The following is a 25,194-nucleotide window of genomic DNA, read 5'->3' as shown; positions in this document are numbered from 1 at the left end:
TTGAGGGATGAAGGATTTTCGCATCCTGCTGGTTGACGAGGGGAGGGAGGAGCCGCGGCTGGCGCGGATTCTGAGCGGATTCGGGTGCCCCGTGGAGCGCTGCGCGGCCGATGAGAGCGCCCTGGCGGCGGTGCGGCATGCAGAGCCCGACGTCGTGGTGCTCGACCTGGGCGCAGGCGGGAGCGAAGGGCTGGTCACCCTGCGGCGCATCCTTACCAATCGCAGCACCCGCCATATCCCGGTGATCGTCACCGCCGCCCAGGCGGCCCTGGAGTACGAGCTGCTCGACGCCTTCGATTTCCTCGTCCACCCGGTCGATGAGCGACGCCTGCTGGAGGACCTGGCCCTGCTTGCCGGGCATCGCGGGGAGCGGGACGTCCTCCCCGAAGAGTTGCCGGGGCAGGAGCTCGAGCTGTTCCAGGATTACCTGCACCGCCACAGCGGGCTGCACTTCGACCGGCGCAACGCCAAACTGCTCGAGCGGGGGCTGGCGCGGCGCATGCGGGCGCTGGGCCTGGCAAGCTACCGGCGCTATTTCGACTACCTGGAGAACCACGCCGAGAGCCGCCGCGAACTGGGCAAGCTGCTCGGTCTGCTGACCGTCGGCGAAACCTACTTTTTCCGCTACTTGCCCCATTTCGAGGCGCTGGTCCTGACGGTTCTGCCCGAGGTCCTCAGGCGCAACCACGCCTCGCGCAGGCTGCGTATCTGGTCGGCGGGCTGTTCCACCGGCGAGGAGCCCTACAGCATCGCCCTGGTGCTGGCCGAACACTTTCCCCAGTTGGCCGGCTGGCAGGTGGAGATTCTTGCCACCGACGTCAACAAGCAGGCGCTGAAGGGCGCCCGAGAAGGGCTCTTCGGCCCCCGCTCGGTGCGCTTGGTCGAGCCTGGCTGGCTGGAGAAGTACTTTCGCCGCGAGGGACGTCATTTCCGGCTCGAAGCCGGGATTCGCGAGCGGGTGCGCTTCGAACCGTTGAACCTGCAGACCGGCAGTTACCCCGCGGCGGAGAACGGCACGGCGGATCTCGACATGATCTTCTGCCGCAACGTGATGATCTATTTCCGCCCCGAAACCACCCGCAAGATCGTCGAGCGTTTCGCCTCCTGCCTGCGGCCCCGGGGATACCTGTTTCTCGGCCACTCGGAAACCCTTATGAACATTTCCGAGCGATTTTCCCGGGTGAGCGCCGCAGGAGGTTTTCTCTACCAGTTGGACAGCGAGAAAGAGGGCCGTCACCTGCAACCCGAAGCCCAACTCAGCCGGCCGCCTGCGGCGGTTCGGGAGGAGCTGCCGGGGTGGCAGCCGGAACCCGGTTCCCGGCCCGCGCCGGCTCTGCCTGCCGCCCCTGCCACCCCCCTGCCGGCAGCTGGAGAGCCGCAGAGGGATTACCTGCAGGCTCGCGAGGCCTTCGACAAAGAGGACTTCGCGGTCGCCCAGGGACTATTCGCGCGGGTCCTCGAGGCCGAGCCCGGCCACGTCGGCGCCCTGCTGGGGATGGGTTTCGTGCATGCCAACCAGGGGCGCTACGAGCAGGCGCAGCTCTTCTGCGAGCAGGCCCTGGCCGAGGACGATCTCTGCCCTGAAGCGTACTTTCTGCGGGGCCTGCTGGCCGAAGGGCGCGACGACCCCGAGGCGGCCGCCGGTGATTATCGGCGGGCTCTGTGGCTGGAGATGAAGTTCATCCTGCCCCATTACAACCTCAGCCGGATCCATGCCCGGCTCGGCAGGCCCGCCGAGGCGCGGCGCGAGTTGCGCAATGTCATCCGGCTGCTCGAGAAAAGTCCGGCAGGGGCCCTGGTCCCCTGCTCCGGGGGGGTGTCCCGGGAGGTGTTTCTGGAGATCTGCCGGCGAGAGTTGGCTGCCGCCCCCGGGCCGGAGCGGGCCTCGCCCCCGGTTAACCCTGCGAAGAATAGGGGCAGCAGCCGATGAGTGAGCAGAAAAGGCGCCACAGGCCCAATGCCGAAGAGCTTCGGGAAACCCTGCGGCAGATGCGCGAGGAGTACTGGCAGGGGATCGACCAGCCACCCGCCGCGGAAGACCGGCAGCAGCGGGAAATCCTGGTCTTTCGCATCGGCGGCGAACGCTTCGCCGTCCCCTCTGTTTTGGCCCGCGAGGTACTGCGCCTGCCCCAGGTGGTCCGAGTGCCGATGGTGCAGGAGGCGATCCGCGGCATCATCAACCTGCGCGGGGAGATCGTCGCGGTCACCGATCTGGCCCGTCTGCTCGGCCAGGCGGCCCAGGAATTGGACCCCGCCGGGCGCCTGGTGGTAGTCCGGGCCGCGGGGATAACCACGGCCCTGCTGGTCGCCCGGGTCGAAGGCATCCGGCGGGTTGCCGCCGATGCCGTGGAGCCTCTCAGCCACGGTCTGGCCGGACTGCCGCGCGAAGCCGTCGAGGGCCAGGTCAGCCTCGAGGGCGAGTTGCTGGTGCTGCTCGATCTTAAGCAGATTCTTTGTCGCCCGGAGTTCGTGGTCGATCAGCAAAAGGGCTGACCACGGCCGGGGGCGCAGCGTTCAATGCGTCAATTTTCGGGCCGAGCCACCCGCCGGCCGACAGGGGGAGATTATCGTGAACTGGTACCGGAGCCGGCTTTCTGCAAAAATCGTGGTGCCGTTGATCCTGGTTTTGGTCGTGATTCTGGGGACCTTTGCCACTGTGCTGGTCCAGAAACGGGGAGCGGCCCTGCGCGAAACGCTGCTTTCCAAAGCGCGTGCCATGGCGCTGGTGGGGGCCAGCAGCATGGAGAGGGCCCTTGAAGACACCCTCGACAGCGGCGCCTTGAGCCGGGCGGAACTGTTCGATACCGACTACCAGCGCATCACCGAAGGGCCGCTGGCCGGGGCGAGCGCCCCCAAGTACCATACGGCCTATGACCGGCTGCTCGATGAGAGAATCCAGGCGGTACTCGATGTCTTTCTCGACGCCGATCCCATGGTGGAATTCGCCGTGCTGGTCGATCGCAAGGGCTACCTGCCGACCCACAACACCCGCTATTCACAGCCGCTGACCGGCGACCAGGCCCGCGACCTGGTCAACAACCGCACCAAGCGGATCTTCGACGATCCTGTCGGACTGGCCGCGGCCCGCTACGACGGCAGCGACGGCAACCGGGTGCTGCGCCAGGTCTACCGGCGCGATACCGGGGAGGAGCTCTGGGACCTGGTCGCCCCGGTTTACGTCAGGGGAGATCACTGGGGAGGCTTCCGTATCGGTTTCTCCATCGAGCAGACCGAGCGGGCCATCGCCGAGCTGCGTGACACGGTGCTGATCGCCATGCTGCTGGTGCTGCTGGCCGCCTCGCTGACCATCTACCTGATCGTGCGCCGGGTGACCCGGCCGCTTAAGGAGGTGACGGAGGTCGCCGAGCGGATCGCCGGGGGCAAGCTGGAGGAGACCATCGAGGTCGGCGATCCCGACGAGATCGGCCAGCTGGCCGAATCCTTCAACCGCATGACCCAGGGTATCGTGCGCAGCCTCAAGGGGGAGATCGAGCGCAGCGGCCACCTGCTGGCGAGCGTCAAGGAGGCCATCCAGCAGCTCTCCAGCAGCAGCAACGAGATCATGGCCATCTCCGCCCAGCAGTCCTCGGGGGCCAACCAGCAGGCCTCGGCCGTCCAGGAGGCGACCACTACCTCCGAGGAGATCGCGGTGACCGCCAAGCAGGTGGCGGAGAACGCCCGCAGCGTCGAGGCCCTCGCCGAGAAGGCCAGCGAGGCCACCTCCGGGGGGCTGCGGTCGGTACAGGATGCGGTCGGCGGCATGGGCCAGCTGCGCCAGCGGGTCGAGTCGATCTCCAGCGCCATGCTCGAACTGGGGGAGAACTCCCGGGAGATCGGCGGCATCGTCGAGATCATCGACGAGATCTCCGACCAGACCAACCTGCTGGCGCTCAACGCGGCCATCGAGGCGGCCGGCGCCGGCGAGGCGGGCAAGCGCTTCTCGGTGGTGGCCACCGAGGTGCAGCGCCTGGCCGAGCGGACCGTGGTCGCCACCAAGCAGATCAAGCAGCTCATCGAGGAGATCCAGAAGGCGACCAACTCCACCATCATGCTCACCGAGGAGGGAACCAAGGGGGTCGACCTGGCCAGCTCGCTGGTGGCGAAAATCTCCGAGGGGCTGGAGCACATTGCCAGGATGGTGGGCGAAACCACCCGCGCCGCCCGCGAGATCAAAGTCTCCACCCAGCAGCAGACCTCCGCCAGCGAGCAGATGGCCGAGACCATCGCCGAGGTGCGCGACGTGGCTGCCCAGGTAGCCGATTCTGCCGGCGAGACCGCCCAGGCCATCGCCGAGCTGAACGATCTCGCCGAGCGGCTGCGCAGCCTGGTGGAGGAGCGGGGCTAGGGTGAACGCCGAGGAGTTCGTCGCGACCTTTCTCCAGGATGCCGAGGAACACATCCGCGCTATGCGCGGCGACCTCCTCGCCCTGGAAAAAAACGGTTCGCAGCCCGAAACGGTGCGCGAAATCCAGCGCCGGGCCCACAACCTGAAGGGGTCGGCCCGGGTGTTCGGGCTCGAGGAGGTCGGCCAGGCGGCCCACGCCCTGGAGGACCTGCTGGCTCCGCTGGAAAAAGGGGGCGAGAGGCCTGCCCAGGCGTTGATCGATCAACTGCTCGCGGCCGTCGACGAGCTGGAGCGGCGCATCTCTCTGGCCCAGGAGCGCGGCGAAATCCTCGACAACCTGACCTCGATCCTGACCACCATCAACGGGCACCCCCCGTCGGGGGGGGAAATGGAAACCGGAGGGTCGGAACCGGCCACGGCCACGGTGCGCACCAGCACCGTCCGCCTCGACCGGCTGGCCAACCAGCTGGGGGAACTGCTCGGGGTAAAGGGGCGCTTTGAGAGTCTGAGCCGCCAGCTGGCAGAAGTGAGTGAGGACCTGGAGGCGTTTCTCGGGCCGCTGCGCCGCACCCCCCATCACGAGGCGGGCAAAGGGGTGCTGGGGGAGTTGCAGCGGCTGTGCCAGCAGATCGAGGGGGAAACGGCAGGTTTCGCCCAACTGGCCAGGGAGCTGCGCGGCCAGGCCCTGGCCCTGCGCATGCGCCCCTTCTCCTCGATCTGCGGCGAGTTCCCGATGCTGGTGCGCGACCTGGCCAGGGAACAGGGCAAGCAGCTCGAGCTGGTGATCCGGGGCGAGGAGGTGGAACTCGACCGGGCTCTGCTGGAGGCGCTCAGGCCGATGCTGGTTCACATGCTGCGCAACGCGGTCGATCACGGCATCGAGTCGCCCGCGGACCGGCAGCGGGCGGGGAAGAACCCGGGGGGGCGGATCGACCTTACCGCCCGTTACCAGGCGGGCATGGTGATGGTTTTCCTGCGCGACGACGGCCGCGGCATCGACCCCCAGGCGGTTCGCCAGGCCGCGGTGCGCCGCCGCCTGGTTTCGGCCGAGGAGGCCGCGGCGCTCACCGACCGGGAAGCGCTCTACCTGGTGCTGCGGCCGGGCTTTTCCACCCGCGAGCTGATCACCGACGTCTCCGGAAGGGGGGTCGGGCTGGACGTGGTGAAAACCAGTCTCGACCAGGTCAAGGGGAACCTGGAACTCCATTCTACCCCCGGGCAGGGGACCGAAATCGTCCTCAAGCTCCCGCTGACTCTGGCGGTGGTCGCCGGGCTGGTGGCCGACTGCGAGGGGGAGGCGTTTGTTTTTCCGCTGCACTTCGTCAGCCAGGTGGTGCGGCTTGGCGAAGGGGACCTGCTCAGCGAGGGGGGGCGAGAGGTGATCCGCCACCAGGGGCGCTTCGTGCCGCTGCTGGCGTTGCACGAGGTGCTCAAGATCCCCCCCCGCCGCCACGCCTCGCTGGCCGGGCGGATGACGGCGATCATCCTCAATTTCGGCGGACAGGCCCTGGCCTGTGCCGTCTCCGGCACCCTGGGGACCGCCGAACTGCTGGTCAAGCCCCTGGGGCCCCAGCTGAAGAACCTGCGTCTGGTCTCCGGGGCGACCCTGCTGGGCGACGGCAGTCCCGCCCTGCTGCTGTCGATCCCCGGGCTCTACGCGGCCCGCCAGGAGGCCCCCGGCGGCAGCCTGCGCCGGGAGCTGAAGGCCAGACAGGAGCCCTCGGTGCGCGGACGGGTGCTGGTGGTGGATGACTCGATCACCACCCGGACCATGGAAAAGAACATCCTGGAGTCCCACCGCTACCAGGTGGAGGTCGCCATCAACGGCCAGGAGGCCCTGGGCAAGACGGCTGAGCGCGATTTCGACCTGGTGGTCACCGACATCGAGATGCCGGGGATGGACGGCTTCGAGCTGACCCGCGCCCTGCGCAGCCAGCCGCGGACCGCCGAGATTCCGGTGGTCATCGTCACCTCCCGGGCCTCGGACGAGGATCGCCGCAGGGGGATCGAGGTGGGGGCCCAGGCGTATATCGTCAAGAGCCGTTTCGAGGAGGGGAAACTGCTCGATGCCGTGGAGGCCCTGATTGGCTGATCCGTTGCAGACACTTTCGAAGGTCCGGCCGCGATGATCAAGGTTTTGCTGGCTGATGATGCCCGCCTGGTGCGGCTGCTGCTGCGCGAGATGCTCGCCCGGGACCCGCAGATCGTCGTGGTGGGCGAGGCGGCCAACGGCCGCGAGGCCGTCGAGCTGACCCGCAAGCTGGCCCCCGACCTGGTGATCATGGACGTGGTCATGCCGGTCATGGACGGGCTGGCGGCGGTGCGCGAAATCATGGCCACCTGCCCGACGCCGATCCTGGTGCTCTCGGCCACCTGCAGCCCCGGCGACGGCAAGACCGCCTTCCAAGCGATCCGCATGGGAGCCCTTGACGTGATGGCCAAACCCGAGGGGGGCCTGCAGGCCAGCGAGGATTTCATCGGGCCGCTCCTGGAGAAGGTGCGCCTGCTGGCGGGGGTGCGGGTCATGCACCATTTCGGCGGACGCCGCAGGAGAGAGCCGAGCGCGGTGCCGCGGCTGCCTGGCGGCCCGCGGAGCCTGGTGGCGATCGGGGCTTCCACCGGCGGCCCCCGGGCCCTGCTCACCCTGTTGCAGAAGCTGCCGGTGGAGTGCGGCGCGAGAATCCTGGTGGTGCAGCATATCGCCAAGGGGTTCGCGCCCGGTTTTGCCCGCTGGCTCGACCAGGAATCCCCCTTCCGGGTCCGGCTGGCCCACAACGGCGATCAGCCCGAGCCCGGCCTGGTGCTGGTCGCTCCCGCCGACCAGCACATGGAGCTGCGCGGCGGCCGGGTGCTGCTCAGCGGAGCCCCGCCGGTCAACAGCTGCCGCCCCTCGGTGGATGTGCTGTTTCGCTCGCTGGCCGAAGAAGGGGCCGCCGGGGTGGTGGGGGTGCTGCTGACCGGCATGGGGCAGGACGGCGCGGCGGGGATGCTGGCGCTCAAGGAGGCCGGCGCCTACAACATCGTCCAGGACGAGGCGACCAGCGCCGTCTTCGGCATGCCCGGGGCGGCTATCGCCCGCGGGGCGGCCCACCGGACCCTGTCCCTGGAGAGGATTCCGGCCGCGGTGGCCGCGCTGGTCGGTACGCGGGAGCCTTTCAATTGAGCGGGCTCTGTGTTAGGTTTCAAGATCCCGGTCCATCCAGTTTGCGGCCGGAGAACGAACAGGAGATTTCAGCATGACCTTGCGGGTCTACAATACGCTCAGCGGCGGCAAGGAAGAGTTCCAGCCGCTGCAGCCGGGCAAGGTGGGGATGTACGTCTGCGGCGTGACCGTCTACGACTACTGCCACATCGGCCACGCCCGGGCCAACATCGTCTTCGACATCATCTACCGCTACCTGAAGTTCAGCGACTATGATGTCACCTACGTGCGCAACTACACCGACGTCGACGACAAGATCATCAACCGCGCCAATGAGCGGGGGATCGACAGCAAGGCGCTGGCCGAGGAGTTCATCCGCGCCTTCGACGAAGACATGGCCGCCCTCGGCCTGGAGTTGCCCACCCACCAGCCCAAGGCCACCGAACACATCGGCGGGATCGTCGCCATCGTCGAGCGGCTGATCGAGCGGGGGCTGGCCTACGCCTCGGCCGGCGACGTCTACTTCGCGGTGGAGAAGTTCCCCGGCTACCTCAAGCTCTCCAAGCGCAACATGGAGGAGATGCAGGCCGGCGCCCGCATCGCCCCCGGCGAGCAGAAGCGCAACCCCATGGACTTCGCCCTGTGGAAAGGGGCCAAACCGGGCGAGCCTTCCTGGGACTCCCCCTGGGGCCCCGGGCGCCCCGGCTGGCATATCGAGTGCTCGGCGATGAGCTCGAGCCTGCTCGGCGACACCTTCGACATCCACGGCGGCGGCCGCGACCTGATCTTCCCCCACCACGAGAACGAGATCGCCCAGAGCGAGGGGGCGAGCGGCAAGCCCTTCGTCAAGTACTGGCTGCACAACGGCTTCGTCAACGTCAACAAGGAGAAGATGAGCAAGTCGCTGGGCAACTTCTTCACCATCCGCGACATCCTCAAGACGTACGACGCCGAAGTGGTGCGCTTCTTCATCCTCAGCGCCCACTACCGCTCGCCCATCGACTTCTCCGACCAGAACCTGGAGGACGCCAAGCACGGCCTGACCCGTTTCTACGAGGCGCTGCAGGCGGCCGCCGAGGCCGTGGCCGGCTGTCCCGAGAGCGAGACCAAATCGGCAGAAGGGGCGCAGCTCGAGGTCCGCTTCCGCGAGGCGATGGACGACGACTTCAATACCGCCCTGGCCATCGGCCACCTCTTCGAGGGGGCGCGGACCATGAACCGGCTGATCGGCGAGAAGAAGTTCCGCAAGAACGCCGAGAAGGTCGCCGCGGTGCGCGACCTGCACCAGGGCCTGCTGCGCCTGGGCGGGGTGCTCGGGCTGTTCGGCTCCGAGCCGGCCGCCTGGCTGGAAAAGCAGAAGCTCGCCGCCCTGGCGACCCTCGAGATCAGCGCCGAGCAGATCGAGGCCGCCATCGCCGAGCGCCTGCAGGCGCGCAAGGACAAGGACTTCGCCCGCGCCGACCAGATCCGCGACGAACTGGCGGGCAAGGGGATCGAGCTGCTCGACGGTCCTGCCGGGACCACCTGGAAGGTGAAGTGATTTTATCACCACGAGGAACACGAAGGACTCGAAGATAGCAAAGACAAACCTTTAAAAGCGCAGAGGCGGTGACTTCTGCGCTTTTTTCTGTCTGGGTTTTTGTCCTCCTTCGTGGTCTTCGTGTCCTTCGTGGTTTAAGCTAAGGTTATGGCCAAATTCGTCCTCAAATCCGACTACCAGCCCCGCGGCGACCAGCCCCAGGCGATCCGCGAGCTGACCGAAGGGGTGCGCCGCGGCGACCCGGCCCAGGTGCTGCTCGGCGTCACCGGCAGCGGCAAGACCTTCACCATGGCCAACGTGGTCGCCGAGGTGCAGCGGCCGACCCTGGTGCTGGCCCACAACAAGACCCTGGCCGCCCAGCTCTACGGCGAGTTCAAGGAGCTTTTCCCCGACAACGCCGTCGAGTACTTCGTCTCCTACTACGACTACTACCAGCCCGAGGCCTACGTCCCGGTCACCGACACCTACATCGAAAAAGACTCCTCGATCAACGAGGAGATCGACAAGCTGCGCCACAGCGCCACCCGTAGCCTGCTCTCGCGGCGCGACGTGCTGATCGTCGCCAGCGTCTCCTGCATCTACGGCCTCGGCTCGCCCGAGGCCTACTACGGCATGCTGGTGCAGCTCGAGGAAGGGATGGAACTGGAGCGCGACCAGCTGCTGAAGCGCCTGGTGGAGATCCAGTACGAGCGCCATGACGTCGATTTTCACCGCGGCACTTTCCGGGTGCGCGGCGATACCGTCGAGATCTTCCCCGCCTACGAGGAGGACCGGGCGATCCGCGTCGAGTTCTTCGGCGACGAGATCGAGTCGGTCAGCGAGATCGACCCGCTGCGCGGACGGGTCATCGACCGCATCGGCCGCACCGCCATCTTCCCCGCCAGCCACTACGTCGCCACTCGGCCGACCCTCGAGCGGGCGGTCAAGGAAATCCAGGACGAGCTGCTGGCGCGCCTGCAGCAATTCCGCGGCCAGAACATGCTGCTTGAGGCCCAGCGCCTGGAGCAGCGCACCCTGTTCGACATCGAGATGATGGAGGAGATGGGTTACTGCCAGGGGATCGAGAACTACTCGCGGTTTCTCGACGGCCGGGCGGTGGGCCAGCCGCCGGCCACCCTGTTCGACTATTTTCCCGAGGACGCCCTGCTGTTCATCGACGAGAGCCACGTCACCGTCTCGCAGATCGGCGCCATGTACCGCGGCGACCGCTCGCGCAAGGAGACCCTGGTCAACTACGGCTTCCGCCTCCCCTCGGCGCTCGACAACCGGCCGCTGACCTTCGAGGAGTTCGAGGCCAAGGGAATCCAGACCGTCTACGTCTCGGCCACCCCCGCGAACTACGAGCTGGAGAAAGCGCAAGGCGTGGTGGTGGAGCAGATCGTGCGCCCGACCGGACTGGTCGATCCGCCCATCGAGGTGCGCCCGGCCAGAGAGCAGGTCGACGACCTGCTCCACGAGCTCCGCGCCGCGGTCAAGCAAGGGCAGCGGGTGCTGGTCACCACCCTGACCAAGCGCATGGCCGAGGACCTGACCGGCTACCTCGAGGAGCTCGGCATCCAGGTGCGCTACCTGCACTCGGATATCGACACGGTGCAGCGCATGGAGATCATCCGCGACCTGCGTCAGGGCAAGTTCGACGTGCTGGTCGGCATCAACCTGCTGCGCGAGGGGCTCGACATCCCCGAGGTGGCGCTGGTGGCGATCCTCGACGCGGACAAGGAAGGGTTTTTGCGCAGCGAGCGCTCGCTGATCCAGACCTGCGGGCGGGCCGCGCGCAACGTCGACGGCCGGGTGATCATGTACGCGGACAAGGTGACCCGCTCCATGCAGGCTTGCCTCGACGAGACCGAGCGGCGCCGCATCGCCCAGCTGGCCTACAACGAAGAGCACGGCATCACCCCGGCGACGGTCAAGAAGAGCCTGCGCAGCATCCTCGAGGACATCGCCGAGAAGGACTACGTGGAACTGCCGGTCGCCGCCGAGGAGCTGGAGCAGTACCATTCCGCCGGGGAGATCCGCAGGGAGATCGAAAGGCTCAAAAAGGAGATGCTCGCCGCCGCGGCCGAGCTGGAGTTCGAGAAGGCGGCCGAGCTGCGCGACAGGCTGCTGGCCCTGGAGAAGCGGGAGCTGGCGCTCGGGGGGTAGCCGCGTTCAGGCCGCCCCGTCGAGCAGATAAACCAGGGCGACGCTCAGCAGCACCAGCCAGGCGCCGGCGGCGGCCACCGTGGCGAACAGCGACCAGGCCTGGCGCCGCGAGGTCAGGGGGGCGCTGTCCAGATCGTCCCAGATCCAGAACAGCCGGGCCGGATCGGCGAACAGGGCCCGGCCGCTGCTGTCGCGAAACAGCCGGCCGAGCAGGCCGTTCACCAGAAAGTGGGCCAGCCTCTCCAGGTGGTGGCGCGGTTCGCGGCGCTTGGCGACGATCAGTTCGCTGCCGCGGCGGGCAAGCGGCTGGACATCCCCGACCAGCTGGATCATCTCCCCCGGCATCAACACCCCGTCTTCCGAGAGCAGGATCGCCCCGGCCGGCTCGACCAGCAGCCGGCCGCTGTCGTCGAGCAGCCAGAAGCGGTGCCCGGGATGGTCGCGGTCGGCCCCGGCATAGTAGACGCAGAGTTCGCCGCTGGCCGGGTGGACCAGCAGCTGGTTCAGGCAGGGCTGGACTTCGCCGCGCAGGTTGTTGATGCCCAGGGCCGCCGAGCGGATGTTGGCCACCGACAGATCGGCGAGCGCCCGGCGCAGCCGGAACAGGCGCCAGCCCCAGACGAACAGCAGCAGCCCGAGCAGGCCGCAGAGTCCCACCGCGCCGGCCAGCCCGACGGTGCGCCAGGCCGATGTGGGGGGCCCGGGCTGCGGCGGCGGGATCTGCTGGGGTTCGGCCAGCCGGGCGCGGATCTCGCGGATTTTCCGCTCCAGCCTCCAGGCCTTGTCCCCGGGCTGCTGCAGCAGCCCCTCCAGCAGCAGCGCCACCGCTTCGCTCTTCCCAGTCAGCAGGGACTCGAGGGCCGCCTCGCGCACCCGCGGATCCCCGTCATAGGCCAGCCGCCCCAGCGCCTCGATCACCCGCGGATCTTCGGTGCGATAGGCCAACCCGGCCGCCACCAGCTGGCGGGTGCGGGCCTCCATCCGTTCCACCCGCGGCAGAATGACCCCCAGCGATTTCCAGTCCAGCCGCCCCTGCTTGGCAAAAGACCCCTCCACCGCCTCGTGCCAGCGGGCCGGGTCGCCCTGCTCGAGAACCCGCGCGTAATCGCTCTGGCCCTTGGCAAATCCCAGGCTCGGCAGCAGCAACAGGCAGACCAGCAGCAGGCGAATCATCGGGCCACCTCCCCGGCGCGGGCCGGCAGCGGCAGCTCGAGGGCGATTCCGGCCGGCCCGGTCAGGGTCAGTTTCTCCGGTCCCGGCCCGACCGCCAGGTCGCCCCGCGGAAAAAGCCGCAACTGCAGGGACTTGACGGCGCCGGCCGGAATCAGCTGCTCGCGCTGGCGGCGGTGGAACATCAGCTCCACCGGGGTTCCGTCCAGCTCCGCCTTCCAGCTGAGCTTGCCGCTCTGCCGGTCCAGCATGGCCAGGCTGAAGGGCCCAGGGGAGAGGTTTTTCACCTGCAGATCCATCAGCAGAAGGTCTGCTGATTGGCTGGACCAAAGCAGCCGCGCCCTGGCGGCCAGTTTTGCCTGCCGAGGGAGCTTGCCGGGTTCTCCTTGGCCGCTGATGAGGCGCAAGCGCTCGATCCAGCCCTTTTCCGCCTCGCTCAGCCCCCCGCCGGCAGGAGCGGCTCGGCGCTCCAGGCGGGCGCGTACCGCGTCCGGAAGGTACAGGTGGCGCGACCAGCGGCTGGCGCCGAGGGTGCCTCCCAGGCGCGGAAGGCCGCAGCGCAGGTAGCCATCCTCGATCTGCAGCATCACCCGGGGGCGGAAAAATTCACTGACCAGCCCGCCGAGCGCCGCGCCGGCCAGCCCGACCAGCAGCGAGAGGATCAAACCGGGGCCCCCGCCGCGGTAGAACCCGGCCAGGGCCGCGGCGGCGAAGCCTGCTCCCAGAACCGGCAACAGCTGCAGAAGGGGCTGGAGCAGGCCCCTGGCCGCAGGTTGCCAGCGCAGGCTGATCCGCTCGCCGTCGCTGGCCAGCTGCCAGTCGGGCAGGGGCGGGCGGGGCAGTTCGAAGCTGCGCTGCCGCCCGAAGGGATTGAGGGTCAACCAGTGTCTGAGCAGCAACCAGGCGAAGGGGAGCAGGAGCAGCAGGTGGAAGGTCGCTTGGTCCTGGTTGCCGGCTGAGACGGCTATCCAGACCTGCAGCCAGAGGGGCCAGGCGATCCAGCCCAGGATCGCCGTGGAGAACAAGGCGCTCAGCCGTCGCTGCCGCCTGGCCGAAGGGCGCAGCAGGTTCCAGGGGAGCGCCCACTGTTCGATGACCAGCAGGCAGCCCAGCAGAAGCAGCACCAGGCCAGGCCAGACGTTGGCGAAATCCACCAGGTTCCGGCGCAGCGCCTGCGTCAGGGCCGGGGTGCCGAACCAGAGCAGCAGTGGGGCCAGCAGGGCCAGGTTGGCCCCACCCAGGCGGGCGAAGCGGTTGCCCAGCTGTCCCGGCAGGGGTTTGTTCTCCTTGCAGAAAAACCCGATCAACAGCAGCAGATGGCAGCCGGTGGCGAGCAGGTAGTGCTGGCCGAAATCGCCGAGCGCTTCATCGTACAGCAAAAAATCGCCGAGGAAGCCGCTGACCAGCAGAAACTGCACGAACAGGTTGAAGCGGTAGGGCTCGAAGACCCGCCAGAGGTTGAAGATCAGCAGCAGCCCGAGGCCCAGGGAAACCACGAGGCCAAGCCGGTGCAGCCACTTGAAGATGCTGATCCCGTGGGCAAAACCGTCCCTGAAACCCCAGCTCATTTCGAAGCGGAATCCCCGCCAGGCGCTCCGGCCCGCCCTTTCCGGCAGGTATTCGGTGAAGCTCTTGAACAGCTGCAGCTTCTCCAGCCCCAGGATGGCCTCGCCCGCGGCCTTTTTCACCCAGTAATCGGGGTCCTGGAGCAGGGGGCGCAGCAGCGGGATGGCTTGCGGCTCAAGCATCTCCTCCAGCTTGTAGATCGCCTGGCGCCGCGCGTAGGGGTCAGGCGAGGCGAGAAATTTTCCGATCAGGGGAAAGGCGGCGGAGCCCAGATATTCGAAGTGGTTCATCACCGCGTGCGGGTCCTGGGTGCCGACCAGCGAGGCCAGGGCGTCGATGGCCTCCGCCGAGCCGATCCGCGCCAGCGCGTAGTTCGCCTCCCAGGCCAGTCCCGGGTGGTTCAGGAACTGCCGCAAAAACGGCACTACCCGCGGGTTGTCGGCGGCGAAGCGGTTGGCCAGCAGCGCTTGCATCACCGCGCTGTAGACATATTCATCCCGGGTCCGGCCGAGTACCTCCAGGCAGGCATCGATGGCCGCTTCCCGCGCTGACTGACTCAGCGCGCTGATGGTCCGCATCCGCAGGTGATTGTCCGGGTGCAGCAGCAGCGGCGCCAGGGTGCGCATCGCCTCGGGGGCCTGGGTTTGCGCCAGCGGCCAGATCAGGTCGTCCCGGCGCTCCCAGTCCGTTTCCCGGTGAAATTCATCCAGCAGAAAATCCGCCCGCCCCAGGGCACCGAGGGCGGCGTAGACTTCGCTGCGGTGCCGGGGGTTCTGCCCAAGGTAGGCGATCAGCTGCGGGGCGGCGGCCGCCGCCCGGCTTTTCTCCAGCGCTGTCAGCAGCGCCCGGCGCACCCCGGGGACATCGCGCGGATCGCCCTCCAGGCGCAGCAGCAGTTCGGCCATGGCCAGCGCCCCGGGTTCCGCTTGGAGCTCACCCAGGGTGCCGGCGATAAACCGCAGCTTTGCCGGGTCGAAGGTGGTCTCAAGATCGGTGATCAGCAGGGGGATGATCGGCTCGCCCCAGCGCAGCAGTTTCCGGCGGATCTTGTCTTCGACATGGCGGTGGGTCTTCGGCCCGGCTCTGCCTAACAGCTTCCGGTAGCCGTCGGCGCTGAAGGGCCCGGGGCGGTCGCTGCCCAGGAGTAAGACGAAGTCGTTCAGGGAGCGCAGGTAGGGCTGCCCGGAAACCCGGTAGGGCGAAACGGTGAAGAACGTCAGGCCAAAGGCGCCGAGCAGGAGAATGACGATGCAGCTGGTCAGCAGAAAACGGCGCACGAGTGAGCAGACTCAAAAAAGGTATAATGGGAGCTTAGCAAAATTCGTTCAGTCCAATTTCGTCACCAAATCCTGTGGCCCATTCTGCATGATTGAGGTTAAAAAATTGATTTTCTATTTAAGCAGATAAAATTCTGCCAGATACAGGAGATTATATTGATATGTTGGGGCTACAAAAAAGCGGGACCAAACGGCCCCGCATTTTTGTCTAAGAGGTGCAATCAGGGGAATACAGGTGTCAAGGTAAAGCCACGCGCATGAGCATTGATACTGAAAGAGTCTCCTGCGACAACACCGTTTTCATTGATAGCAGTGCCTCTGCTGAAGAACAAGTCTGGGTGAAAAGGGTAGCTGTAATTTGGAGGAGAATGTGCGCCAAGATCGTAAATGGCACCGTTACGCCAAAGGAACCCATGCTCCACAACTCTGCTGATGTTCCCCTCGCTGTAGGTATTGCTTGTCTCGGAAGTGCCGATGACAAGGCCCTGATCGTTGATGGCTGCTACTGTGCTGGTTGAGCCACCGAGGGTACCAATCTCCTGAAACACCCCATTCTTGTTTAGGTCCAAATGCCAGATAAATGCCTTGCCTCCAGAGTTCCCCACTACCTGATCGTTGTTGTTGATATCAACCACGACAACCGTGTCACCGGTGGGGTTGCTGATGGGGTACATGACACCGCCCCGCCAAAAGAAGCCTTCGTTACCCGAGTTGCCGATTACATGTCCAGAGTTGTTGATGTCCACGGCTTGGGTCGAGGCTCCACCCAAGGAGTTAAGAGAGGCTCGCCCCCCATTGTTGAGGTCGAAAAATGCCGCCGTATCGCCGGAATTGACAACTCCCTGGCCGTTGTCATTGAGAGCTACGGCGGTGGAACTGGTGGCCCCCAAAATGGACGGGACTCTTAATAGTCTCGGGACATCAAACGCTGGCAGGGTGGCACCGCTTTCATCTTGCAAGTCGCTGATGGTTTCGAAGGTAACCCCATCCCAATAGTAGGCCCATCTCCCATCTTCATTATCAGCGGTGAGCAGTACCTCGCCGTGGGTATTGATGTCAACAACGTTGGAGTATTCTTTGATTATCCGCTTGTTGTCGTTGTCTGTATAGTTTGGAGGAGTAAGATCGATGAAGGTATCGGATGTCGAATCCCAGATATAGGCCCGGGATTCACTTTCTCCCGTTTTTGTGAAGGAGTTCCCGATAACCAGCCCGCTGTCAGTAATTTGAAGAGGGTTAGTGACCTCAAAGGTGTTGTTTGATGGAGTGGTTTTCAGTCCGAAGTAGTCGTCATAGGCACTTGGGTGCCCGGGAATTATGGTCATGCTATCTGGTGAGGCAGGGTCCCAAAAAATGGGCACGCTCATGGAAGAGCCGATAATCTGGCCCAAAATGTTTATGTCAATCGTCTCGGTGTCATACCATGCGTCGCCACCTGCACCGAGAAGGTCACCAATGTCGGTCAAAGCACCGAGCGTGCCGACACCTGTAACCGTTCCTCCACCGGTGTTGTCTGCAGTACCGCCATCCGTCCCACCGTCGGTCGTTCCTCCGCCGGTGGTGCCGCCCAGAACCGGCGAGTCGCTGCCACCGCCGCCGCTGCCGCAGCCGCCGAGGGCCAGGGCCGCCATCATACAGATTGCCAAAAGATACTTCCTGCTCATCTCGGATTACCTCCCTGATGGGTGTTCAGCCCACCAATTCTTGGGGGAAAATCAGAATACGTACTGGATGGAGCCGCCGACCGAAGCCTTGGTGCGGTATTGGCCTTCCAGCTCGATGTTCATGCCGTTCTTCAGCGGCCAGCGGATGCCGACGAAGCCGCCGAAGTTGCTGTCCTCCTCGACGGTGCCCGAGTCGGAGGTTGCGCTGCTGACATCCAGGTCGACCTCACGGACGAAGAAGAACGGGCCGAAGTAGAGCAGGGCGCCCTCGATTTCGGTGTGCAGGGCGATGCCGCCGTTCAGTTCGTACATGCTGTTGAACTCGAGCTTAGCGGGGGTGCCATCGATCAGGCCGCTGTCCTCGTAGGTGTCAAAAAAGTAGCTTCCCTGGGCGAAGATCCCCATGGCGATGGGCCGGCGGTCGGTGAGCAGGGCCCGGAAGCCCAGGGTACCGAAGGGGAGGTAGCCGTCCTCGAAATCCTCGTCGTCGAAAATCCCCTCGATGTTCAGGTCGGCGGCGCCGAGCTGACCGTAGATCTCTACATTGTCCGTGATGCCGAAGCCGGCCTGGGCGAACCCGTTGACCTGTTCAACGTCGATCCCTTCGTTTTCCCATTCGGCGCTGTAGACGTGAATGCCGGGGCCGAGGGAGAACTGCCCGCCCTTCATCACCGGCTTGGCCGGGCCGAAGGGACCGGCCAGGGCGACGCTTCCGCCGAAAAACAATGCAACCAATGCAAGAACCAGAACCCTCTTCATAGAACCGCTCCTTCTTTCAAATAGGATTAAATGTCGACCCAAATCTCTACCATAAGTGCCGATTTATGGCAACTTGTTAAGGATTTGGCGTCAAAAAAAGTCAAATTGTTGGACGGATGGAAAAGTTTCATGGCATTACTGCAATTATTCAGCCATTATTTTTTGTACGGGAACTCCTCCTGGGTCGGTCGTCTGCCGCTCTGGCAGCCGGGCGGGCGGCAAGAATCTGTGGACCGTCCGCCGGCGTGCCGGATGCGGGTCCGCAAATACCTGTTATCCTTATTGCAAAAAACCATTTTCCGATTGCTGAAAGGTTGAAATCATTATGAGCAGGCAAGGCGCTGAAGAGAAACGCTCCCTGGAGGTCGCCGAGGCATCGCGGGAGACCGAGTGGCAGAAGCCGAGTTTTGTCGGCGAAATGTTCATGGGTCGGCTGCATACGGACCTGCTGTTTCCATTTCCCGAGCAGGACCCGGAGGACCGTCGCCAGGCGGATGAGCTGCTCGAGAAGCTGCGCCGGTTTCTCGCCGAAAAGGTCGACGCCGATCGCATCGATCGGGAGAAGGAGATTCCCGCCGAGGTCTTCGCCGGCTTGCGGGAGCTGGGGCTGTTCGGCATCAAGATCCCCAAGGACTACGGCGGACTGGGGCTGTCCCAGATCAACTACAACCGGATCATCCAGCTGGTGGCGAGCCACTGCGCCTCCACCGCGGTCATGCTTTCGGCCCACCAGAGCATCGGCGTGCCGCAGCCGCTCAAGATCTTCGGCACCGAGGAGCAGAAGAAGAAATATCTGCCGCGGCTGGCGGCTGGGGAGATCAGCGCCTTTGCCCTGACCGAACCGGATGTCGGCTCCGATCCCTCGAGCATGACCACCACCGCCACGCCCACCGAGGATGGCGCCGCCTACCTGATCAACGGCGAGAAACTCTGGATCACCAACGGTCCGATCGCCGACCTGCTGATCGTCATGGCCCGCACCAACGATCCCAAGGCCGAGCGCCCCGAGATCACCGCTTTTATCGTCGATGGCAAAGCCGAAGGGTTCTCGGTGGAGCACCGCTGCGACTTCATGGGGCTCAAGGGGATTCAGAACGGGCTGCTGAAGTTCAACAACGTGCGGGTGGGCCGCGAGGATATCGTGGTGGGGCTGGGCGAGGGGCTGCGCCTGGCCCTGCGTACCCTGAACACCGGCCGGCTGACCCTCCCCGCGGCCTGCGGCGGCACCATGAAACAGGCCCTGGCGATGGCAGTGCAATGGGCCAACGAGCGCAGCCAGTGGGGCGCGCCGGTGGGCCACCACGAAGCGGTGGCGGCCAAGATCGCCCGGTTGGCGGCCGAGATCTACGCCGTGGAGAGTCTTACCTGGCTGACCTCGGCCATGGCCGACCGGAGCGAAACCGACATCCGCCTGGAGGCGGCGATGGCCAAGCTGTTCTGCACCGAGGCGATGTGGCGGGGGCTGGACGAGGCGCTGCAGATCCGCGGCGGCCGCGGCTACGAAACCGCCGACTCGCTGAAGGCCCGGGGCGAGGCGCCGATGCCCATGGAGCGGCTGCTGCGCGACGCCCGCATCAACCTGATCATCGAGGGGACCAGCGAGATCATGCACCTGTTCATCGCCCGGGAGGCCCTCGATCCCCATCTCAAGGTGGCCGGCGCCTCGGCCACCTCGAAGAAGGTCGACGTTCTGGGCGCCGGCAAATTCTACGCCCGCTGGTATCCGCCCCTGTGGCTTCCGCGGTTCCAGACCCCCGGCGCGCTGCAGCTTCCGGGGGGCCTGGGCCGGCACCTGCGGTTCCTCGAGCGGGCGACCCGGCGCCTGGCGCGCGATCTGTTCCATATGATCGCCCTGCACCGGCAGGGGCTGCAGCGCAAGCAGAAAGTCCTGGGTCGCCTGGTAGACAGCGGGGCCGAACTGTTCGCCATGGCCGCGGTCCTCTCCCGGGCGGCCGCCCCCGGTGCGCAGGCCGGCGAGCTGGAGCTGGCCGAACTGTTCTGCCGCCAGGCAAGGCGTCGCCTGGCGCACCTGCACCGGGCGGTCTATCTGAACGACGACCGCTTCGCCTACCGCTGTGCCAGGCAGGTATTGGAAGGCCGCTTCCCCATACTGGAGGAGAACATCCTCAGCACCTGGAAGGGCGAGGCGGACCGTTCATGAATTCCGGGCAGGACATCGTCATCCTCGGCTCGGGCACCACGGCCTTTGCGGCGGCCCTGAAGGCCTCGCAGCTGGGCGCGCAGGTGCTGATGGTGGAACAGAGCCACTTGGGCGGAACCTGCGTCAACTGGGGGTGCATCCCCAGCAAGACCCTCATCCACAAGGCCGAAGCCTATTTCGAGGCCCGCCGCGGCGAGCCCTACGGGCTGAACCTGAACGCCGCTCCGGTCGACTGCGGTCAGCTGATGGCCGCCAAGAACGCCGCGGTCAAGACCCTGCGCCGGGAGCATTACCAGAAGGTGCTCGACCAGAACAAGGATATTCACGTGCTGCGTGGTCACGGCCGTTTTCTCTCCCCCCGGGAGATGCAGGTGGGGGCGGAAATCCTGGTCAGCGACCGGTTCCTGATCGCCTGCGGCGGCATCCCGCGAACGCTGCAGATCCCGGGACTGAGCGAGGTGGGGTATCTCAACAGCTATTCGGCCCTGCACCTGCCCTGCTTTCCCCCCTCGCTGCTGATCATCGGCGGCGGGGTGATCGCCCTGGAGATGGGGCAGATGTTCGCCCGCTTCGGGACCCGGGTGACGATTCTCGAGCGGGGCGATCGCACCCTCAAGGAGTTTGATCCGCGACTTACCGGGATCTTCGAGGACGTGCTGCGCCAGGAGGGCGTCGAACTGGTGTTCGGGGTGCAGAGCCGGCGGGCCTTTCGGGAGGCCGGGGAGAGCTGTCTGGAGGTGGAGGTCGAGGGCGAGCAGCGCATCTACCGGGCCGAGCAGATCATGCTGGCTGTGGGCACCGCGCCGGCCACCGAGGGGATCGGCCTGGCCGAGGCCGGCGTGCAAATCAACGATGCCGGCTTCATCACCACCGACGAGGAATGCCGGACCACGGCACCGGGGATCTGGGCCGCCGGCGATGTCACGGGCCCCCCTCTGATCGCTCCCGCCGGGGCACGCGAAGGGGAGGTCGCGATAGAAAACATGCTCGATCCCGCTCGCCACCGGCGCATCGATCACCGCAACACCCCGATGGCGGTCTTCGTCGATCCCGAGTTCGCCACCGTGGGGCTTTCCCCCGACCAGGCCCGGCTGGCCGGCAAGGATGTGGTGGAGACCTGGCTCGACCTGCAGCAGGTGGCCAAGGCCCATGTCATGGGCGGACGCCGGGGGGGCATCCTGCTTTGCGCCGAACAGGGTTCGGGCCGGGTGCTCGGGGTTCAGCTGCTGGCGCCGCGGGCCGCCGACATCATCCACCAGGCGACCCTGGCGGTGCGCTTCGGTCTGACGGTCTTCGACCTGGCCGAAACCGTCCACGTCTATCCGACCATCAGCGATGGGCTGCGCCTGGCCGCGCTGGACAATGTCCGCCGGCAAACCGCCCCCTGAAACCCGCCGGCGGGCCGCTGCCGCCGGCAAGGCAGTTGCGGAATCGGCGGAAATATTTATCCTGAACAGGCAGCCCCAACGGCGGCTGCCTTTCCATTTTTTCTTTCAAGGAGAAATCCATGGGTGGAGATCTGCTCAAAGGCGACCTGGTCCGCCACGAAAAGTATGGCATCGGCCGGGTGGAGGATACTTCGGGCTACGGAGATAACCAGAAGTGCGCGGTCTATTTCCCGCGCAACGACAAGCAGGCGTTCGTCGGTCGTGCTCACCTTGCGGTACTGTCGGAGGCCGACTCGGCAGCCTACGAGATGGTCAGGCTGGCGGTTCGCGAGCTGCGCGAGGAGGAGCTCCCCGCCATCGAGCTTGGCGAGCGCTGGGAGGGGGGCGAGCTGCTGCTCAAGCCCGCCAAGGCGGAGCTGCAGAGCAAAAGCGTGCCCATCGAGGTCTTCTTCCACAAAATCGTCATGGTCCGCGACCGCCTGCGGGTCATGGAGCAGCAGATCAATGCCCACAAGGGGTTGACGGACGAGGACAAGGTGAATCTTCAGCAGTATGTCACCCGCATCTACGGGTCATTGACCACTTTCAACGTCCTGTTCAAGCACAAGGAAGATTACTTTGTCGGCCAGAAAGGGGATTGAACGCAGGGGGACTGGCGGGTAAGATGGCACCCCTGAGCTATTTACCTTTCAAAAGGAGCAGAGCATGACTAAATTCGGATTTCTCGGCCTGGGGATCATGGGCAGCGCCATGGCGGCCAACCTGGTTCGGGCCGGCTTCGAGGTCGTCGTCTGGAACCGCAACCCGGAAAAGTGCGCGCCGCTGGTCGCGCTGGGCGCCAGGCAGGCGGATTCGCCGCGGCAGGTGGTGGAGCAGTGCGGGGTGACCTTCGCCATGCTCGCCGATCCGGCTGCCGCCGAAGCGGTCTGTTTCGCCGGCGGGGGGGTGCTCGAGGGATTGCCGCCCGGCCACGGGTATGTCGACATGTCCACGGTCGATGCCGAAACCTCGCAGAAAATAGGCGCGGCGGTCCTCGCCCGGGGAGGGCGGTTTCTCGAGGCTCCGGTTTCGGGGAGCAAGAAACCGGCGGAGGAGGGGACCTTGCTGATTCTGGCGGCCGGCGACGCCGGGCTCTTCGAGGAGGCGCGCCCCGCCCTGGACAAGATGGGCAAGCAGTCTTTCTATCTCGGGGAGCTCGGCAACGGCGCGCAGATGAAACTGGTGGTCAACATGGTCATGGGCGGGATGATGGCGATCTTCGCCGAAGCCCTGGCCTTGGCCGAAAAGGGGGGGCTCGATCCCCGGCAGCTGCTCGAGGTGCTGGCCGGTGGCGCTTTGGCCAACCCCATGTTCAAGGGGAAGGGGAGCGCCATGCTGGCGGGGGACTTCACCGTCAACTTCCCTCTGAAGCATATGCAGAAGGATCTGCGTCTGGCGCTGAGGCTGGGCGACGAGGTGGCGCAGCCTCTGTTCGCCGCCGCCACCGCCAACGAGGCGTTCAAGAAAGCGCGCAGCCTGGGCTTGGGAGAGGAGGATTTTTCGGCGCTTTTCCGGGCGGTCAAGGCTGACTGAAGAAGGGGGGCGTGCCTGGCAGATGGAAGGTAATGGCGGATCGTCCTTCCCCGCGGGGGGAGGACCAGAGCATGCCGGAATCCGGAAAATTTTTGTTGAACTCGGCTGTTTACGGGGCTATGCTCTAGGGCGGCGGCTGCATTCCCGCGCCAGTTAAGCCATCGGCCAACGCGGCACCGCATAACCCATTGCACGGAATTGTCGGGCGACCCTCGCCCCCTCCCCGACGGTCACTCAGCATCCAGAATGTTCCGAATTTGGTACGCCGCTTCTGCTGGAGGCGGCGCCACGCTGGGCCTCTTCCGTGCAATGGGTTATGCGGTGCCGCGTTGTTCATTCTGCCGGCTGGCTGTTACCTTCCCGTGCTTGCCAGATGTGGGCCAAAAACCCGGCCTGAAACAAAGTAATTTGACCTGAATTTAAATTTTTGCTGCCGGCAGGGTTCCGGAACGGGGCTTTTGTCCTCCGGCGGGGCGTTTTCCACGGGCGAGGTTCGCCTGAAACCGTGATAGCGCGGAATCGCATCGAAATTTCACGGAATTCCTCCCCCGCGCGGGAATGGCGCCCGTCCAGGCAGTGACTATTTGAGAGAGGTACCGTCATGGGCTACCGCAATCTCACCGAGTGTGTACGTGATCTGGAGGCCAGCGGACAGCTGATCCGGGTCAGCTGCGAAGTCGACCCCGAGTTGGAGGTCGGCGCCATTCAGCGGCGGGTCTATCAGGCCAACGGGCCGGCCCTGCTGTTCACCCGGGTCAAGGGGTGCGACTTCCCGATGCTGGGCAACCTGTTCGGCACTCTCGAGCGGACCCGGTACATCTTCCGCGACACCCGCGAAACCATTGCCCGGCTGGTCGACCTCAAGGTCAACCCGGCCCGGGCCCTGCGGAACCCCTGGGCATTTCTGGACGCGCCGCGCGGCGCCTGGCACCTGCTGCCGAAAAGGGTGCAGAGCGGCCCCATCCTTGCCCACCGCACCAGCATCGAGGCTCTGCCCCAGCTCAAGAGCTGGCCCGCGGACGGCGGTGCCTTCATCACCCTGCCCCAGGTCTACTCCGAAAGCCCCGGCGATCCGGGGGTTCGCCATTCCAACCTGGGGATGTACCGGGTACAGATCTCCGGCGGCAAATACCAGCCGGGGCGCGAGCTGGGCCTGCATTACCAGATCCACCGCGGGATCGGCGTGCACCATGCCGAGGCGCTGGAGCGCGGCGAGCCGCTGCGCGTGAACATCTTCGTCGGCGGTCCGCCGAGCCTCACCGTGGCTGCGGTCATGCCGCTTCCCGAAGGGATGCCCGAGCTGGCCTTTGCCGGTCTGCTCGGCGGCCACCGCATCCCCCTGGTCCGTCCGGGCGGGGGACTGCCGATTCCGGCCGAGGCCGATTTTTGCATCACCGGCACCATCGATCCGGCCAAAATCCTGCCCGAGGGGCCCTTCGGCGATCACCTGGGCTACTACAGCCTGGCCCACGATTTTCCGGTGCTGCGGGTCGAGGCGGTTTATCATCGCCCCGGCGCAATCTGGCCCTTCACCACCGTCGGCCGCCCGCCCCAGGAGGACACCAGCTTCGGCGCCTTCATTCATGAGCTGACCGGCTCATTGATCCCCACGGTGCTGCCGGGGGTCCACGCGGTGCACGCGGTGGACGCCGCCGGGGTGCATCCGCTGCTGCTGGCCATCGGCAGCGAGCGCTACCTTCCCTACGCCGCCGAGCGCACCCCCCAGGAGCTGCTGACCCTGGGCAACGCCATTCTCGGCCAGGGCCAGCTCTCCCTCGCCAAGTACCTGCTGCTGACCGCCCGGGAGGATGCCCCGCAGCTGGATGTCCACGACATCCCCGCGTTTTTTCGCCACCTGCTGGAGCGGGTCGACTGGCGGCGCGATCTGCATTTCCAGACCGCCACCACCATCGACACCCTCGACTATTCCGGCACCGGCCTCAATGAAGGCTCCAAGGTGGTCATCGCCGCCGCCGGGGAGCGGCGCCGGGAGCTGCCGACGGAAATCCCCGCCGAGCTGTCTCTGCCCCCGGGCTTTTCCGCGCCGCGGTTGGCCCTGCCCGGGGTGCTGGCCGTGCAGGGGCCTCCGGCCGGGCAGGGCCGGGGTGAGCAGGACCCCGCGCTGACGGCCTTCTGCGCCGCGTTCGGGCAGCAGGATCCGATCCACCGCTTCCCCCTGCTGGTGGTGGTCGACGACAGCGAATTCACCGCCCGCACCCTGAACAATTTCCTCTGGGTCACCTTCACCCGCTCCAACCCCGCGAGCGATGTGTATGGAATTGGTGAATTCACCCGCAGCAAACACTGGGGCTGCAGCGGCCCGTTGGTCATCGATGCCCGTCACAAGTCCCACCATGCGCCGCCGCTGGTGGACGATCCGGCGGTCGAGAGGCGGGTCGACGCCTTGGGCGCGCCAGGGCAGCCGCTGCACGGCATCATCTGATGTTAGGTTAACGAAAGGGGAC

General features: G+C 65.9%; 17 protein-coding genes. 13 read left to right on the top strand and 4 right to left on the bottom strand.

The window, feature by feature from the left end; translation table 11 throughout:
- The first annotated feature begins 7 nt into the window (after positions 1-7).
- The 7 genes from DESUT3_RS20415 (at position 8) to uvrB (ending at position 11,172) form a co-directional block, all read left to right on the top strand.
- Complete coding sequence (locus DESUT3_RS20415) at positions 8-1,930, top strand: CheR family methyltransferase (protein ID WP_221250341.1); 1,923 nt, start codon at positions 8-10, stop codon at positions 1,928-1,930.
- The gene (locus DESUT3_RS21050; RefSeq protein ID WP_225911575.1) at positions 1,927-2,493 is read left to right on the top strand and encodes a chemotaxis protein CheW; all 567 of its coding nucleotides are present in this window, start codon (positions 1,927-1,929) and stop codon (positions 2,491-2,493) included. The genes DESUT3_RS20415 and DESUT3_RS21050 overlap by 4 nt, the downstream gene beginning before the upstream one ends.
- 76 nt (positions 2,494-2,569) lie before the next feature.
- Complete coding sequence (locus DESUT3_RS20410) at positions 2,570-4,345, top strand: methyl-accepting chemotaxis protein (protein WP_225911574.1); 1,776 nt, start codon at positions 2,570-2,572, stop codon at positions 4,343-4,345.
- 1 nt (position 4,346) lies between these two features.
- Positions 4,347-6,437, top strand: a complete 2,091-nt coding sequence (locus DESUT3_RS20405; protein ID WP_221250339.1) for a hybrid sensor histidine kinase/response regulator — start codon at positions 4,347-4,349, stop codon at positions 6,435-6,437.
- Between the two features lie 33 nt (positions 6,438-6,470).
- Positions 6,471-7,508: a chemotaxis-specific protein-glutamate methyltransferase CheB gene (cheB, locus tag DESUT3_RS20400; protein ID WP_221250338.1), complete on the top strand. Its 1,038-nt coding sequence runs from the start codon at positions 6,471-6,473 to the stop codon at positions 7,506-7,508.
- A gap of 73 nt (positions 7,509-7,581) precedes the next feature.
- Positions 7,582-9,027 carry a cysteine--tRNA ligase gene (cysS, locus tag DESUT3_RS20395; protein WP_221250337.1) on the top strand — a complete coding sequence of 482 codons (1,446 nt, stop codon included), beginning with the start codon at positions 7,582-7,584 and terminating at the stop codon, positions 9,025-9,027.
- A 147-nt stretch (positions 9,028-9,174) separates the two neighbouring features.
- The gene (uvrB, locus tag DESUT3_RS20390; RefSeq protein ID WP_221250336.1) at positions 9,175-11,172 is read left to right on the top strand and encodes an excinuclease ABC subunit UvrB; all 1,998 of its coding nucleotides are present in this window, start codon (positions 9,175-9,177) and stop codon (positions 11,170-11,172) included.
- A gap of 6 nt (positions 11,173-11,178) precedes the next feature.
- On the opposite strand, the gene DESUT3_RS20385 is transcribed toward uvrB, so the two are convergent.
- The 4 genes from DESUT3_RS20385 to DESUT3_RS20370 form a co-directional block, all read right to left on the bottom strand.
- Positions 11,179-12,345, bottom strand: a complete 1,167-nt coding sequence (locus DESUT3_RS20385; protein WP_221250335.1) for a HEAT repeat domain-containing protein — start codon at positions 12,343-12,345, stop codon at positions 11,179-11,181.
- The gene (locus DESUT3_RS20380) at positions 12,342-15,185 is read right to left on the bottom strand and encodes a HEAT repeat domain-containing protein (RefSeq protein WP_221250334.1); all 2,844 of its coding nucleotides are present in this window, start codon (positions 15,183-15,185) and stop codon (positions 12,342-12,344) included. Before DESUT3_RS20380 ends, DESUT3_RS20385 begins: the two co-directional genes overlap by 4 nt.
- 221 nt (positions 15,186-15,406) lie before the next feature.
- A complete protein-coding gene (locus DESUT3_RS20375; protein ID WP_221250333.1) occupies positions 15,407-16,849 on the bottom strand; it encodes a hypothetical protein in 1,443 nt (480 codons plus the stop codon).
- A gap of 51 nt (positions 16,850-16,900) precedes the next feature.
- Entirely contained in the window at positions 16,901-17,608 is a 708-nt protein-coding gene (locus tag DESUT3_RS20370) for a hypothetical protein (RefSeq protein WP_221250332.1), read from the bottom strand.
- 129 nt (positions 17,609-17,737) lie between these two features.
- Here DESUT3_RS20370 and DESUT3_RS20365 point away from each other — a divergent pair, with 129 nt between their 5' ends.
- The 6 genes from DESUT3_RS20365 to DESUT3_RS20340 all read left to right on the top strand — a co-directional run bounded on the left by DESUT3_RS20365 (position 17,738) and on the right by DESUT3_RS20340 (position 25,172).
- On the top strand, positions 17,738-17,926 hold the full coding sequence (locus DESUT3_RS20365) for a hypothetical protein (RefSeq protein ID WP_221250331.1): 189 nt from the start codon (positions 17,738-17,740) through the stop codon (positions 17,924-17,926).
- 7 nt (positions 17,927-17,933) lie between these two features.
- Positions 17,934-19,769: an acyl-CoA dehydrogenase family protein gene (locus tag DESUT3_RS20360; protein ID WP_221250330.1), complete on the top strand. Its 1,836-nt coding sequence runs from the start codon at positions 17,934-17,936 to the stop codon at positions 19,767-19,769.
- On the top strand, positions 19,766-21,157 hold the full coding sequence (locus DESUT3_RS20355) for a dihydrolipoyl dehydrogenase family protein (protein WP_221250329.1): 1,392 nt from the start codon (positions 19,766-19,768) through the stop codon (positions 21,155-21,157). The genes DESUT3_RS20360 and DESUT3_RS20355 overlap by 4 nt, the downstream gene beginning before the upstream one ends.
- 119 nt (positions 21,158-21,276) lie before the next feature.
- Positions 21,277-21,798, top strand: a complete 522-nt coding sequence (locus DESUT3_RS20350; RefSeq protein ID WP_221250328.1) for a hypothetical protein — start codon at positions 21,277-21,279, stop codon at positions 21,796-21,798.
- Between the two features lie 64 nt (positions 21,799-21,862).
- Positions 21,863-22,729: an NAD(P)-dependent oxidoreductase gene (locus DESUT3_RS20345; protein WP_221250327.1), complete on the top strand. Its 867-nt coding sequence runs from the start codon at positions 21,863-21,865 to the stop codon at positions 22,727-22,729.
- 601 nt (positions 22,730-23,330) lie between these two features.
- Positions 23,331-25,172 carry a UbiD family decarboxylase gene (locus tag DESUT3_RS20340; RefSeq protein WP_221250326.1) on the top strand — a complete coding sequence of 614 codons (1,842 nt, stop codon included), beginning with the start codon at positions 23,331-23,333 and terminating at the stop codon, positions 25,170-25,172.
- Positions 25,173-25,194: the final 22 nt, after the last annotated feature.

Origin of the sequence: Desulfuromonas versatilis (assembly GCF_019704135.1) — a bacterium.
Classification (GTDB): Bacteria; Desulfobacterota; Desulfuromonadia; order Desulfuromonadales; family NIT-T3; genus Desulfuromonas_A; species Desulfuromonas_A versatilis.
This window is presented reverse-complemented; position numbering and strand designations above follow the sequence as displayed.

Coding starts and splice junctions, on each gene's coding strand:
- DESUT3_RS20415 (WP_221250341.1), top strand. CDS start 8: ATGAAGGATTTTCGCATCCTGCTGGTTGACGAGGGGAGGGAGGAGCCG.
- DESUT3_RS21050 (WP_225911575.1), top strand. CDS start 1,927: ATGAGTGAGCAGAAAAGGCGCCACAGGCCCAATGCCGAAGAGCTTCGG.
- cheB (WP_221250338.1), top strand. CDS start 6,471: ATGATCAAGGTTTTGCTGGCTGATGATGCCCGCCTGGTGCGGCTGCTG.
- cysS (WP_221250337.1), top strand. CDS start 7,582: ATGACCTTGCGGGTCTACAATACGCTCAGCGGCGGCAAGGAAGAGTTC.
- uvrB (WP_221250336.1), top strand. CDS start 9,175: ATGGCCAAATTCGTCCTCAAATCCGACTACCAGCCCCGCGGCGACCAG.
- DESUT3_RS20385 (WP_221250335.1), bottom strand. CDS start 12,345: ATGATTCGCCTGCTGCTGGTCTGCCTGTTGCTGCTGCCGAGCCTGGGA.
- DESUT3_RS20375 (WP_221250333.1), bottom strand. CDS start 16,849: ATGAGCAGGAAGTATCTTTTGGCAATCTGTATGATGGCGGCCCTGGCC.
- DESUT3_RS20370 (WP_221250332.1), bottom strand. CDS start 17,608: ATGAAGAGGGTTCTGGTTCTTGCATTGGTTGCATTGTTTTTCGGCGGA.
- DESUT3_RS20365 (WP_221250331.1), top strand. CDS start 17,738: ATGGCATTACTGCAATTATTCAGCCATTATTTTTTGTACGGGAACTCC.
- DESUT3_RS20360 (WP_221250330.1), top strand. CDS start 17,934: ATGAGCAGGCAAGGCGCTGAAGAGAAACGCTCCCTGGAGGTCGCCGAG.
- DESUT3_RS20355 (WP_221250329.1), top strand. CDS start 19,766: ATGAATTCCGGGCAGGACATCGTCATCCTCGGCTCGGGCACCACGGCC.
- DESUT3_RS20350 (WP_221250328.1), top strand. CDS start 21,277: ATGGGTGGAGATCTGCTCAAAGGCGACCTGGTCCGCCACGAAAAGTAT.
- DESUT3_RS20345 (WP_221250327.1), top strand. CDS start 21,863: ATGACTAAATTCGGATTTCTCGGCCTGGGGATCATGGGCAGCGCCATG.
- DESUT3_RS20340 (WP_221250326.1), top strand. CDS start 23,331: ATGGGCTACCGCAATCTCACCGAGTGTGTACGTGATCTGGAGGCCAGC.